The organism is Agromyces sp. Y575, from assembly GCF_059445445.1.
On the sequence record NZ_JCAIUI010000002.1, the window covers coordinates 49,011 to 61,448 of the forward strand.

Annotated in this window: 13 protein-coding genes; 6 read left to right on the top strand and 7 right to left on the bottom strand. The window is 67.1% G+C overall.

Features of this window, described 5'->3' with window-relative positions; all coding sequences use genetic code 11:
• Positions 1-732: a PIG-L deacetylase family protein gene (locus AC1C2U_RS06390; protein ID WP_495360900.1), complete on the bottom strand. Its 732-nt coding sequence runs from the start codon at positions 730-732 to the stop codon at positions 1-3.
• A gap of 173 nt (positions 733-905) precedes the next feature.
• Between AC1C2U_RS06390 and AC1C2U_RS06395 the strand changes: the two genes are divergently transcribed.
• From AC1C2U_RS06395 to AC1C2U_RS06415, 5 genes are all read left to right on the top strand, one after another.
• Positions 906-1,562 carry a GntR family transcriptional regulator gene (locus AC1C2U_RS06395; protein WP_495360901.1) on the top strand — a complete coding sequence of 219 codons (657 nt, stop codon included), beginning with the start codon at positions 906-908 and terminating at the stop codon, positions 1,560-1,562.
• 151 nt (positions 1,563-1,713) lie between these two features.
• A complete protein-coding gene (locus tag AC1C2U_RS06400; protein WP_495360902.1) occupies positions 1,714-2,688 on the top strand; it encodes an ABC transporter substrate-binding protein in 975 nt (324 codons plus the stop codon).
• Positions 2,685-3,530, top strand: coding sequence for an ABC transporter permease (locus AC1C2U_RS06405; protein ID WP_495360903.1), 846 nt, complete (start codon positions 2,685-2,687; stop codon positions 3,528-3,530). Before AC1C2U_RS06400 ends, AC1C2U_RS06405 begins: the two co-directional genes overlap by 4 nt.
• Complete coding sequence (locus tag AC1C2U_RS06410) at positions 3,527-4,300, top strand: ABC transporter permease (protein ID WP_495360904.1); 774 nt, start codon at positions 3,527-3,529, stop codon at positions 4,298-4,300. The genes AC1C2U_RS06405 and AC1C2U_RS06410 overlap by 4 nt, the downstream gene beginning before the upstream one ends.
• Positions 4,290-5,129, top strand: a complete 840-nt coding sequence (locus AC1C2U_RS06415) for an ABC transporter ATP-binding protein (RefSeq protein WP_495360905.1) — start codon at positions 4,290-4,292, stop codon at positions 5,127-5,129. The genes AC1C2U_RS06410 and AC1C2U_RS06415 overlap by 11 nt, the downstream gene beginning before the upstream one ends.
• Positions 5,130-5,179: 50 nt before the next feature.
• On the opposite strand, the gene AC1C2U_RS06420 is transcribed toward AC1C2U_RS06415, so the two are convergent.
• Both AC1C2U_RS06420 and AC1C2U_RS06425 read right to left on the bottom strand, forming a co-directional pair.
• Complete coding sequence (locus tag AC1C2U_RS06420; protein WP_495360906.1) at positions 5,180-7,066, bottom strand: subtype B tannase; 1,887 nt, start codon at positions 7,064-7,066, stop codon at positions 5,180-5,182.
• A 298-nt stretch (positions 7,067-7,364) separates the two neighbouring features.
• On the bottom strand, positions 7,365-8,246 hold the full coding sequence (locus AC1C2U_RS06425) for a sigma-70 family RNA polymerase sigma factor (RefSeq protein ID WP_495360907.1): 882 nt from the start codon (positions 8,244-8,246) through the stop codon (positions 7,365-7,367).
• A gap of 78 nt (positions 8,247-8,324) precedes the next feature.
• Here AC1C2U_RS06425 and AC1C2U_RS06430 point away from each other — a divergent pair, with 78 nt between their 5' ends.
• Complete coding sequence (locus tag AC1C2U_RS06430) at positions 8,325-9,107, top strand: SDR family oxidoreductase (RefSeq protein WP_495360908.1); 783 nt, start codon at positions 8,325-8,327, stop codon at positions 9,105-9,107.
• Between the two features lie 22 nt (positions 9,108-9,129).
• On the opposite strand, the gene AC1C2U_RS06435 is transcribed toward AC1C2U_RS06430, so the two are convergent.
• The 4 genes from AC1C2U_RS06435 to AC1C2U_RS06450 all read right to left on the bottom strand — a co-directional run bounded on the left by AC1C2U_RS06435 (position 9,130) and on the right by AC1C2U_RS06450 (position 12,435).
• Positions 9,130-9,495, bottom strand: coding sequence for a nuclear transport factor 2 family protein (locus AC1C2U_RS06435; RefSeq protein WP_495360909.1), 366 nt, complete (start codon positions 9,493-9,495; stop codon positions 9,130-9,132).
• A gap of 28 nt (positions 9,496-9,523) precedes the next feature.
• Positions 9,524-10,558 carry a DUF2804 domain-containing protein gene (locus tag AC1C2U_RS06440; RefSeq protein ID WP_495360910.1) on the bottom strand — a complete coding sequence of 345 codons (1,035 nt, stop codon included), beginning with the start codon at positions 10,556-10,558 and terminating at the stop codon, positions 9,524-9,526.
• 66 nt (positions 10,559-10,624) lie between these two features.
• Entirely contained in the window at positions 10,625-11,410 is a 786-nt protein-coding gene (locus tag AC1C2U_RS06445) for a carbohydrate ABC transporter permease (RefSeq protein ID WP_495360911.1), read from the bottom strand.
• Between the two features lie 104 nt (positions 11,411-11,514).
• Positions 11,515-12,435 (bottom strand): carbohydrate ABC transporter permease, encoded by a 921-nt coding sequence (locus AC1C2U_RS06450; protein ID WP_495360912.1) that lies wholly within the window; start codon positions 12,433-12,435, stop codon positions 11,515-11,517.
• Positions 12,436-12,438: the final 3 nt, after the last annotated feature.

Here is a 12,438-nt window from a genome sequence, read left to right on the forward strand (position 1 = left end):
TCAGGCCAGTTCCGATGCGACCTGCGGGTAGTACCGCTGGAACGCCTCGGCGTAGGCGTGCACCGGCAAGCCGAGGTTCGGACCGCTGTTGCGCTTGGCCTGCACGCCACGGCGCTTGCCGAGGTCGGTGTAGTACTCGACGAGGTGCCCCTGTGCGCCGAGCGCATGCATGGCGGCGACCTTCTTCTCCCAGACTTCGCTGATGTCGAGCAGCACGTTCGGAACGAAGCCGCACACCTCGCTCTGGTGGGGCTCGAACGCGAACACGGGCGGCGCGCCGATGACCTCCCCGGGGCCGGAGACGCCGGGAGCCTGCGCGAGCACGCGAGCGTGGAGCGCGATCTCGGCGGCCTTCGGGTGGTCCATGTTGTAGGGGTCGGCGGCGGCGTGCGTGAGCACGACGTCGGGTTGCACCTCGCGATAGAGGCCGATGAGGCTCGCCAGGAGTTCGTCGCTCTCGCGGAGCGGATAGTCGCCGGCGTCGAAGAACCGCACCTCGGCACCGAGCGCGTCGGCCGCGGTCTGGCCCTCTTCGCGGCGGAGCTCCTTGATCTCGTCGAGGCTCTTCCCTGCGCGCCAGGCGCTCGCGGATTCACCCCGTTCGCCGAAGGACAGGCAGGCGATGACCGCGCGCTGCCCGCGTGAAGCGGCGAGAGCGATCGCACCGCCGGCTCGCCAGACGAAGTCGCCAGGGTGCGCGGTGACCACGAGAAGCGGAGACTGATTCGACATTGAACCTCCAGATCGATGTGCGACACCACTCTGCCGAGTGTCGCAACTATTGTCAACAATTTTGCTGACGACCCGTCGGGCGACAGAATGAGTCGAGCGAAGCTGCGTGGCGGACGTCTCGGCGTGACTGAGAATCGCAGATCATCGATGTCGATTCAGGGAAGGGGCGGTCGGTGAGCAACCTCCAAGATGTCCATGCCCAGTTGCGGAGTGCAATCCTCCGCGGGGACTTCGCACCGCGCCAGCGGCTCATCGAGGCCGAACTCGCCGAGCGCTACGGCGCCGGCAGATTCGTCATCCGCAACGCGCTGCTGCAGCTCGCCGCCGACGGCCTCGTCGAGCTGCAGCCGAATCGGGGCGCTCGCGTGCGCGAGATCTCGGTCGACGAAGCGGTCGAGATCACCGAGATCCGGCAAGCCGTCGAAGCACTGGTCGCGGCGCGGGCCGCCGAGCAGGTCGGCGATGCCGAGATCGACGAGCTCCGCGTTCTCGGCGAGAGCATGCGCGTCGCTGTCGAGCAGGGCGAGCTCATGCGCTACTCCGACCTGAACGCCACGCTCCACTCCCGTCTGCGAGAAATCGCGCACCACGCCGCCGCGGCCCGCATCATCGAGCAGCTCAACGGCCAGATGGTGCGACATCAGTTCCGGCTCTCCCTCGTGCCCGGCCGCCCGAGTGTCTCGCTGCCCGAACACCTGGCGATCATCGACGCGGTCTGCGCCCACGACGCAGAGCGGGCCGGTCGACTCATGGGCGACCACATCGGCAGCGTCATCACCACGCTGCACACGCTCGACGACCACGGGCAGTCGATACCACAGCTCCGGTGAACAGCGACGGGCATTGCATCCGATTGCTAACAATTCTGGTCACGTTATTGACAGTGATTCTTGAACAGCCGTAGGGTCGCCGCAGACACGGCAACCAGCCTGGCCGGACGAAGCGTCCTGGCGGGGCCGCCTTCCCTCACAACGGAGTGACATGAATCGCATCAGCATGATCGGGGTCGCCGCGGTGGCCCTGCTGGCCCTTTCCGGATGCACCGACTCCGAAGCCGGCACCGAGACCCCGGCCGCGAGCGCCAGTGCGGCCGAGCTCACCCCCGTCACGGTGGGCGTGATCCCGATCGCCGACACCGCACCCCTCTACCTCGGCGACGCGCAGGGCTTCTTCGAGGAGGCCGGGCTCGATCTCACCATCGAGACCGCCACCGGCGGTGCCGCCATCGTGCCGGCCGTCGTCGCAGGCGACTACCAATTCGGCTTCAGCAACATGCTCTCGCTCATGGTGGCGGCCGAGAAGGGGCTGCCCCTCAAGGCGGTGAGCTCCGCCGTCGCGACGACCGGTGACACCGATTCCGACTTCGGCGCGATCATCGTCAAGGGCGACTCGCCGATCCAGTCCGTGACCGACCTCGCCGGCAAGACCGTCTCGAGCAACAGCCTCGGCAACATCAATGACACGATCGTGCGCACCCTCGTCGACGATGCCGGAGCGGATTCTTCGACCATCTCCTTCGTCGAGGTGCCCTTCCCCGACGCCATCGCGGCGGTCGAGAACAGCCAGGTCGACGCGGCGTTCGTCGTCGAGCCGTTCGTCACCGCGGCGATCGAGGCCGGCGATCGGGTCGTCTCCTACGCCTACGCCGAGTTCGACCCGAAGCTCGACGTCGCGTCGTACTTCACGACGACCGATTTCATCGAGAGCGACCCCGAGATCGTCGAGAAGTTCCAGTCGGCGATGCAGAAGTCGCTCGAGTACGCGCAGGAGAACCCCGACGCCGTGCGCGAGATCATCGCGACGTACACCAAGACGCCGCCCGAGACGCTCGAGAAGATCGTGCTGCCGACCTGGCCCCTCGAAATCGATCGCGGTGCCATGGAGAAGCTCGCCGAGGCGGCGCAGTCCTACGGGGTGCTCACCCAGGCGCCCGATCTCGACGTACTGCTTCCGTGACCCTGACGGGTTCGGAGCCAACCACCACAACGGCGGCCTCCCCGGGACGGCGGCGCGCCCGCCGTCCCGGGCGGGGCCGCACCGCGCTGCTCGGTTCGGCCGGCATCATCGGGTTCCTGCTCCTCTGGGAGGCGGTGTCCCGACTCGGCCTCGTCGACCCCCGGTTCCTCCCTCCCGCCGGAGAAGTGCTCCTCCAGCTCGCCGGCGACCTCGCCGACCGAGCATTCTGGCGCAGTGTCGGCGCCACGATGACGAGCTGGGCCATCGGCCTCGCGATCGCCGTCGTCGCCGGAACGCTCCTCGGGTTCCTCATCGGGTCGAGCCGTTTCCTCGAGCGGGCCACGCGGTCGACGATCGAGTTCCTGCGGCCGATCCCCTCCGTCGCCCTCATCCCCCTCGCCGTCCTCCTCTTCGGGACGAAGATCCAGTCGAGCCTGCTCCTCATCGTCTACGCCGCGTTCTGGCAGGTGCTGCTCCAAGTGATCTACGGCACCCAGGATGTCGACCCGGTGGCCGATGCCACCGCGCGAAGCTATGGACTGCGACGACTCAGCCGCATCCGTCACGTCGTCTGGCCCACCACACTGCCGTATCTCATGACCGGGGTGCGACTCGCCGCGACCATCGCGCTCATCCTCGCCATCACGTCGGAGCTCATCATCGGCACCGACGGCCTCGGCAAGCAGATCGCCCTCGCCCAGTCCGGCGGCGCCGTCGTGGAGATGTACGCGCTCGTGCTCGCGACAGGCCTCATCGGCGTCGCCATCAACCTTCTCGCACGCCTGGTCGAGCGGCGGGCCCTCGCCTGGCACACCTCGGTGCGATCGGAGCTCGAGGCATGAACGCTCTGAAGTCGTTCGCGTACGTCATCGGCCTTCCTCTGGTCCTCATCGCTGCCTGGTGGGCGGCGACCGTGGGTGGCGCTTCATTCTTCGTACCGACGCCCGATCAGTTGCTCGAGACCTTCGTCACGACCTGGTTCGGACCGCGCTTCTGGGAGGACGTGCTGCCAAGTCTCGGCCGTCTGTTCACCGGCCTCGCATGTGCGATCGTGCTCGGCATCGTGATCGGCGTCGTCATCGGATCCGCTCGCACGATCCGCCGGCTGCTCGAGCCGCTGCTCGAGTTCTTCCGGGCGATCCCACCGCCGGTGCTCGTGCCGCTCCTCATGCTCATCATCGGGGTGAACGATCAGATGAAGGTCGCGGTGATCATCTCGGGCGCGATCTGGCCGGTCCTCCTCAACACCGTCGAGGGCGTCCGCGCGACCGACGAGGTCATGCGCGAGACCAGTCGCAGCTACCACATCGAAGGAGGCTTCCGGCTGCGCCATCTCGTGCTGCCGTCGGCGGCCCCGCAGATTCTCACGGGCGTACGGCAGTCGCTGTCGATCGGCCTGATCCTCATGGTCATCTCCGAGATGTTCGCCTCATCGTCGGGGCTGGGGTTCACCATCGTGCAATTCCAGCGCAATTTCGCCGTGCCCGAGATGTGGAGCGGCATCCTGCTGCTCGGTCTCATCGGACTGGGGTTGAGCGCCGTGTTCCGACTCATCGAACGGCGGATCCTCCGCTGGTACCACGGACTCAGGGAGGTCCAGCGTGAATCCTGAACCCTCGCGCGCCGACGCGGCGCCGATGCTCGTCGTCGACGGGCTGCGGAAGGTGTACTCCTCGCCGACCGGCGACGACGTTGAGGCGGTGCGCAACCTGACCTTCACCGTGCCTGCCGGTCAGCTCGTCTGCATCGTCGGGCCATCGGGCGCCGGCAAGACGACCCTGCTGAAATGCATCGCCGGGCTCCTGCCCGCGACGAGCGGCCGGCTGGAACTGCACGGCTCGCCCATCGTCGGCCCGCCCAAGACGATGGCGGTCGTGTTCCAGGAGTACGGGCGAAGCCTCTTCCCCTGGATGAGCGTCGAGGCGAACGTCGAGCTGCCGTTGAAGTCCGCTCGGATGCCGAAGGCCGAGCGCCGCCAACGCGTCGCCGAGGCACTCGAGGCGGTCGGGCTCTCAGACGCGGCGACCAAGTACCCCTGGCAGCTGTCGGGTGGCATGCAGCAGCGCGTCGCGATCGCACGCGCAGTGGCGTATCGGCCGCAGGTGCTCCTCATGGACGAACCGTTCGCGGCGGTCGACGCGCAGACGCGCGCCGACCTCGAGGACCTCATCCGGCGCATCTGGAAGACGCTCGGCGTCACGATCCTCTTCGTCACCCATGACATCGACGAGTCGGTCTATCTCGCCGAGCGGGTCATCGTGCTCACCAGTTCGCCGACTGTGGTGCTCGATGACGTGACGATCGACCTTCCCGCAGAACGCGACCAGATCACCACCCGGTCGGCCGAGCGCTTCGGTGTGCTGCGCACGCGGATCTGGGAGGAGATCCAACGCGCGAAGACCATGACGGGGGCGATGACCGGCATCGCATCCGACCGCTGAGACCGCACGAAGCCCCCTCCGCCGCGCGGCGAAGGGGGCTTCGAGTCATCTCAGCGACCGGGCTTCACACTGAGGGTGTAGCTGCGTCGATCACTTCCATCGGCAGAGGTGACGACGATCTCCGCTTTCGCATTCCGGTGGTGCGATGACACCTGCACGGACTTCGGCGCCTTCACCGAGGCATCCGCTGATGTCGCGGTCGCAGCGATGGAGACCCGGCTGACTCCCTTCGGCACCGTGACCTCCGGCTCGCTGCCGGTCACCACGACCGTCTGCGACCACGACCCGCTCGATACCGTCACTGTCGCGAGTCGCGCATCGGCCGCGGCGAGCGCATTCTCGATCCACTGCATGGCCTCGGGCACGTCGTAGTTGCCGGAGTGCGGGCGATCCCAGGCGAGACGGTAGTTCACGTCGCGCACGTCCCGATCGGATTCGAGTGCCCGGTCGAGGTTGAGCGAGATCGTGAGCGCAGTATCGCGGTCGCGCGTGCCGTGGCGCACGTACCAGTACGGCGCCGTGTCGGCGCTCGTGCCGATGAAGCGCATGGGATCGACGAGGTCGACCTGCTCATCGACGACGGTGCTGCGCTGACGGATGAACCGCGCCCACGTGAGCCCGGTGTCGTCGAGGCCGACCCCATCGCCCGCGATGGCGTTGTGCTCCCAGCTGTACTCGGTGAAGTTCGAGTAGACCTGCGCGGAGGTGCCGAACAGGCTCGACTCCCCCGCCGTGAGGTTGTTCACCCCGGTCTGGTCGAACGAGGGTGCCTGCTTGAGCGTCGCCTGCGTGCCGAGGAACGCGAGATAGCGCTCCATGTCCATCGAGAGCACGGTGTTCGCGTCGTTGTCGACGTCGATCCAGTCGTTCGTGTAGGTGCCCGACTTCGGCGGCGACCCCGGCGACCCCGGGCTCGTGTAGACGATGTCCTCGCCGAGGTCGGGGACGACGTTGGCGGGATCGGCTCGCATGTACGTGACGGCCGAGTTGATGACCTCGCCCCTGATCTCGTCGAGCATGTTGTCGGCGGTGAGCCGGGTGCCGTCGGCTGCCGTCAGGCGAAGGGACTTCTCGTAGTCCGGAAAGTCAGCGGCGAGCGCGGCACTCGTCGCCGGGTCGGCGGTGGATCCGACGGTTGCCCGTGTGCCGAGCGTCGAGAACAGCCATTCGTACGAGATGTCGGCGTGGCCGAGGTCGGTGATCGGGCAGTACGCGGCCACGGCGAACACGTCGTCGTCGATCGTGCTCTTGCCTCTCGACGAGATTCCCGCTGCGCCGATCTCGGCGAGGAAGGGGTCGTAGTCCGGGCTGTTGCCGGAGGCGCCGAGGATCGAGACGAGTGCCCCGCCCCCACTCGTTCCGTTGATGACGACGCGCTCGGCGCTGCCGGGCATGACGGCGTCATTGAGGCGCAGGTACCGTACGGCGGCCTTCGCGTCGACGACGGGCGCCGGGGCCTTCCCGGCATAGCTCGCGTCGGCTGCCACGACGCCGCGCGAACGCGAAGCGACGTCGACGAAGACGAATCCGGCCTTGAGTGCAGCGCCGACGTTGCTCGTGGTGCTGTCGAACTGGGCGCCGTCGGTCACCGATGCCCGGATGTAGCTCGCGAACCATCCGCTGTTGTTGACGGCGAAGTAAATCGCCGCGTCCTGGTCGGCGGCGGCGCTCTCTGGCACGAAGACGTTCATGCTCTGATAGCCGCAGGCGGGGTTGGCGATGGTGTTCTGACCCTGCGTGCTCGACATCAGGATCGGGTCCGCGACGTAGCAGACCTCTTTGTACCAGCGCACCTGCGTGGAGGTGCCGTCGATGGCGACCGTCAGGGTCGTGTAGGCGGAGTCGTCGAAGGCGAGCTTCGCGTCTTCCGCGTCGGGTGCAGAGCGATGTGCGGATGCCGCGGCGGTCGCCATCGGCGCCCCACCGAGCATGACCATGAGCGCAGCCGTGCCGAGGGCGGTCGCCGCCCGGCCGAATGCGCGTGCCGCTCGACGAGCGGATTGAGGACCCTGTCTCTCCGAATCTCTTCGGGGTTGGTTGCCTGCCACGATCTTCCTCTCCATTGGGGAAAATGCCCGGCGGGGAAACGCCGCGCTTGCACGCACCATACTCAGATTGTTGACATTATGGCAAGCAATTTCGTGAACAACATCGTCTGCAAGTTGAGTTCGCCGACGTTCGCTAGCATTCGCAGGCGCAGCGCAAGCGCAGGCGAAGACGCGAGCGCTGCCGCGATCAGCTTGCGCCGCCGCCCACGATCCGGTCGACGCCGAGCGACTCGAGCCGGCTCGGGTCCGCGAGCACCTCCAGGCCGACGATCCGGTCGCCGTCGAGCTCGAACGCCATGATCGAGACGACGCGTCCGTTCATCACCGCGGCGACACCCGGTTGGCCGTCGATCAGGATCGGCGTCGAGTGCGCGGCGAGACGGCCCGAGAGCACGGCCTGCTCGGCGATCGCCCGGGAACCCTCGACGAGCTGCATCGACGTGCCGTAGTCCGCGCGCAGCACCGCGCCGTCGTCGAGCAGCTCGAGCAGCGCGCCGATGTCTCCGTGCTGAGCGGCGGCGAGCCACGCATTCACGATGCGCCTGCCACGTTCCCGATCCGGCCGCGCCGGCTCTTCGGCGCCGCGCACACGCCGGCGGGCCCGAGAGGCAAGCTGCCGCACAGCCTCTGGCGAACGATCGAGCACGACCGCGACCTCGTCGAACGACTGGCCGAAGACGTCGTGCAGCACGAGCGCGATCCGCTCCGCGGGGCTGAGCATCTCGAGCAGCACGAGCAGCGCGACGCTCACGCGGTCGCTCTGCGCGGCGAGTTCGGCGGGGTCGGCCTCGGTCGCAACCGGTTCGTCACGCCAAGGCTCGACCTGCCACGAATGCTCGCGCTTGCGGCGCGGCGCGCGCAGCAGGTCGAGGCTGACCCGCGAGACCACCGTCGTCAGCCACGCCTCGAGATTGTCGATGCCCGCGGCATCCACTCGCTCGAGCCGAAGCCAGGTCTCCTGCACGGCGTCATCGGCATCGGCGGCGGAGCCGAGCAGCTGCGTGGCGATGGCCCGCAGCCTCGGCCGCTCGGTTTCGAACCGCCGCGCCAAGATTCTTCGATCGGTCATGTCACATCTCCTCGAGTTCGATCGTCGGGATATCGACGAGGGAACGCCCTCGAATGTGACATGAGAGGAACTCGACCAATGAACGCACCTCTGCTCGTGACCGGCGGTACCGGCAACATCGGCAGCCGCGTGGTGCCGCTGCTGCGCGAGGCCGGCCGCGACATCCGAATTCTGTCGCGGCATCCGCGTGGTGCCGAGCCCGGCATCCAGCATGTCGCAGGCGACACCGTCGCCGGGCATGGACTCGCCGCCGCGCTCGACGGCGTCGACGTCGTGCTGCACCTCGCCGGAGGAGCGAAGGGCGACGATGTCGCCGCGCGAAACCTCGCTGTCGCGGCGCGCGAGGCCGGGGTGCGTCACCTCGTGCTCATCTCGGTCGTCGGCGCCGACCGCATGCCGATCGGTTACTTCAGGGCGAAGGCGGAGGCCGAACGGGTGATCGCCGAATCAGGAGTGCCGTGGACCGTACTGCGTGCCGCACAGTTGCACGAGTTCGTGCTCCCGCTCGCACGAGGCATGGCGCGGATGCCGCTGCTCCCGGTACCCGGCGGCCTCCGCTTCGAGCCGGTCGACCGCGACGAGGTCGCCGCCCGGCTCGCCGAGCTCGCACTCGGCGCGCCGGCCGGCCGAGTCGCGGACCTGGCCGGACCTGAGGTGCTCGATGTGGCACAGCTCGTGGCGACCTTCACCGAGGTGACGGGTGCTCGGCAACGGCGCGGCCGCCTCCCGATCCGCGTGCCCGGCGCCGTCGGCCGCGCCTACCGCGCGGGTGAGAACCTCGCGGGTGCGGGAGCCGACCGCGGCGCGCGGACCTGGCGGAGCTTCTTGACGGAACTCGAGGTCCCGGCCGTCAGGTCGTGAGCGCCGTGGCAGCGGCGCAGCGTCACGGCCGGGTGCCGTCTGGAGCGGCCTGGTCGACGTCAGTCCACACTTCGGTCATCTCGGAGATGAGGCCACCGCGCACTTCGATGAATGTCGCGACCTCGAAATGCTGCATCTGCCCCTCGCTCAACCCGCTGACATGCGCCCGGGCTGCGGCACGTTCGCCGTCGGCCACGCAGTCCTCGAGCACGAAGTTCTGGAACCCGGGGTACTCCGCATTCACCCGAACCCAGCTGTCGCGGTCGAATGTCTCCCCGGTGTGCACGTATCGGCATGAGAACTCGGGATGGAGCAGTCCGGCGAGGGATTCCCACTCATGTGCATCGATGGTTCGGGCGAGTTGTTGCATCAGTGCGGCTGCGGGCATGTCTACAGTGTGCCAGCAGTTCGCGTGATCACCACCGCCGCTCGACCTCCTCGACGTGGCCGAAGACGTCGGCGAACTCCACGATGTCGCCGTCATCGAGGGCGATGACCCCTGAGAAGTGACCGAAGCACGTGTCGCCTCGGCTCTTGACGATCCAGCGGTCGAACAGGTGCCTGAGGTGGCGTTGCGGCGTGAACACGACGGCGACACCCGGACCCCGCAACGACCACGGCGCGAGCCAGTCGTTCGGGTCGTAACGCCAATCGAGATGCGAACTGATCTTGGAGAGACGTCCGCCGATGCGCACCCAGTTCTCGGTCGAGGGCGTGCCGTCGGTCCATTTGCCGCCGAACTGCAGACCGAGTTCTTCGCCGTTCGCGGTGCGACCGTTGCCGGCGCCCCAGTTCCAGAACGTGAAGTACGGCCAGCGTCCGCGACCCCGATCGTGCACGGCGTACGACGTGGCGGCATCGATCTCGTGCGTGACGCCGTCGACCACGATGTGGCCCTCGGCGCGCAGGCAGTTGTCCTTCTTCGTGTACTGGAAGTGGGTGTCGCTCCACGGCACGACGACGCCCATGGATTCGTGGCCCTCCTCGGCGACCACCCGCACGTCGACCTCGATGCGGGCCGACCTCGCGTGCAGCACGGTGCCGTCTCCCGCCGGGGTCATGCGAACGACGACGTCTTTGCGCGACGCCTCCATCGGCTCGCCGACCTGAGTGTCCTTGAGCCCGCCGCGGCGCGGGAACCAGGTGTTTCCGCCCTGCCGGATCTCTTCGTACGAGGTGCGATCGATGTGCGTCACCGAGACATTCGCCCGGTAGTCGTGGTGCGAGATGTTCATGGTGAAGATCAGGGTGGGTGTGACGATCGACCAGTATTCGAAGCGCTTGTTCCGCCCCCACCCCCGCAGCTTCGTGCGGTGGAGCGGGGTGCGGGTCCACCCGACGGCATCGGGATTCAGCCGGCCCGAGTCCAGGCAGAGGTCGACCGGCGAGGTGATCTCCCGCTCGGTGATGCGTTCCCCGCCCTGCATGACTTCCTTGAGGGGGAGTCTCACTTCAGTTCTCCATTCGATCGTTGGTATCTCTTCCGCCGGGGCCGGCGTTGGTTGGTCACGTCCGCGTCATCCCTTCGTGGCGCCGTCGGCGAGGCCGCGGATCAGCCACTTCTGCACGATGAGGGCCAGGATGACGACCGGCACGACGGTCAGCATGCCGGCGGCCGACAACGCTCCCCAGTTCGCGCCGTTCTCGGTGTCACCGGCCATGCCCGCGATGGCCACCGGAATGGTGGTCGCGTTGCGGTTGGTCAGCACGAGCGCGAACAGCAGCTCTTCCCAGGCGAGGATGATGCTGAAGATGAACGTCGAGATCAGGCCCGGTGCCGAGATGGGCACGATGATGCGGAAGAACGCGCCCATTCTGGAGCAACCGTCGAGCATCGCCGATTCCTCGAGCTCCTTCGGCAGCGCGAGGAAGAATCCGCGCATGAGCCACATGACGTAGGGGATGACGAACGAGCAGTAGGCGAGGATCAGCGTGATGTGCGTATCGGTGATGCCGAGCGTGCGCGCCACCAGGAACATCGGCACGGCGAGGGCGATCGGCGGCACACCGCGCGACACGAGGATCAGCACGCCGATCGTCGCAGCGCCCTTGATCTTGAGCCTTGACAGCGCGTAGCCGGCCATCGCCCCGGCGAAGAGCGACAGTACTCCGGCGCCGAGCGCGACGATGATGGTGTTGACGAGCTTCGGCCCGAGATCGCCTCGCTCGAACGCCCAGAAGTACTGGTCGAGGGTCGGTTCGAAGAAGATCGTGGGCGGAATCGTGAAGATGTCGCGCTGCTCCTTGAACGACGTCAGCAGCATCCACAGGAGCGGCAGGAGGAACAGCACGCAGATGATCACGCCAGACCAGATGCGAGCGCGTTCCCCACGCGGCCGAGCCGTGGCGAGGCGGCGTGGCGGCGAGTCGAATCGCTGTTCTTCCCTTTGCCGAGTGCTGAGCGCGGTCACAGTCGGTCCTCCAGCTTCTTGCTGCCGTAGAGAAAGACGAAGGTCAGGATCATCGTGATGACGAGCACGATCACGGCCATGGCGGATGATTCGCTGAACTTCAGCAGGCGGAAGGCCTGCTGGTAGATGTAGAGGTTCACGACATTGGTGGCTTCGCCCGGCCCGCCATTCGTCGTCGCCAGCACGACGTCGAACATCTTCACCGCGCCCAGCCATCGCACGATGAAGGTCGCGGCGATGATCGGTGCGAGCAGGGGGAGGCTGACGGAGCGAAGCGTCTGCCACCAGTTCGCCCCGTCGACCTTCGCCGCTTCGAAGATGTCCTTCGGCAGTGCGAGCAGCGCGGCCGAGGCGATGAGGGCGACGAATGGAACGGAGCGCCACGTGTCGATCATCACGATGCTGATCATCGACATCGTGGCGTCTCCGAACCAGTCGATCGGGGGGATTCCGAACAGCCCCAGGAACCAGCTGACGCCGCCCCAGAGCGGGTCGAGGATCATCTTCCAGATGCCGCCGGAGACGACCGGTGCCACGACCATCGGGATGAGGAAGAGTGCGCGGATCACTCCGCGCCCCCTCCACTCGGCGTTCATCAGGTACGCGATGGCGAACCCCAGGATGATCTGGATCGGCAACGCCAGCACGAGGTAGATGCCGGTGACGACCAACGAGTTCTGGAAGGTCTCGTTCTTGAACGCCGCCGTGTAGTTCTCGAAGCCGACCCACCCGGATGGAGCGAACGACGCGAGATCGAACTCCGAGAAGCTGATCTGCAGTGTGTAGATCAACGGGTACGCCAGTACCGCGACCAGCAGCAACGTCGCGGGCAGCATGAACATCCACCGGCTGGAGATGTCGCGCCATCGTGACCGCAGTCGTGCCGTGGTGTTGCTTCTCGAGAGTTCGATGCTCATGCG

What these genes read in the sequence shown, in the direction of transcription:
- AC1C2U_RS06435 (WP_495360909.1), bottom strand. Translation starts at nt 9,495, where the DNA reads ATGCCCGCAGCCGCACTGATGCAACAACTCGCCCGAACCATCGATGCA.
- AC1C2U_RS06400 (WP_495360902.1), top strand. Translation starts at nt 1,714, where the DNA reads ATGAATCGCATCAGCATGATCGGGGTCGCCGCGGTGGCCCTGCTGGCC.
- AC1C2U_RS06430 (WP_495360908.1), top strand. Translation starts at nt 8,325, where the DNA reads ATGAACGCACCTCTGCTCGTGACCGGCGGTACCGGCAACATCGGCAGC.
- AC1C2U_RS06425 (WP_495360907.1), bottom strand. Translation starts at nt 8,246, where the DNA reads ATGACCGATCGAAGAATCTTGGCGCGGCGGTTCGAAACCGAGCGGCCG.
- AC1C2U_RS06450 (WP_495360912.1), bottom strand. Translation starts at nt 12,435, where the DNA reads ATGAGCATCGAACTCTCGAGAAGCAACACCACGGCACGACTGCGGTCA.
- AC1C2U_RS06390 (WP_495360900.1), bottom strand. Translation starts at nt 732, where the DNA reads ATGTCGAATCAGTCTCCGCTTCTCGTGGTCACCGCGCACCCTGGCGAC.
- AC1C2U_RS06420 (WP_495360906.1), bottom strand. Translation starts at nt 7,066, where the DNA reads ATGGTCATGCTCGGTGGGGCGCCGATGGCGACCGCCGCGGCATCCGCA.
- AC1C2U_RS06410 (WP_495360904.1), top strand. Translation starts at nt 3,527, where the DNA reads ATGAACGCTCTGAAGTCGTTCGCGTACGTCATCGGCCTTCCTCTGGTC.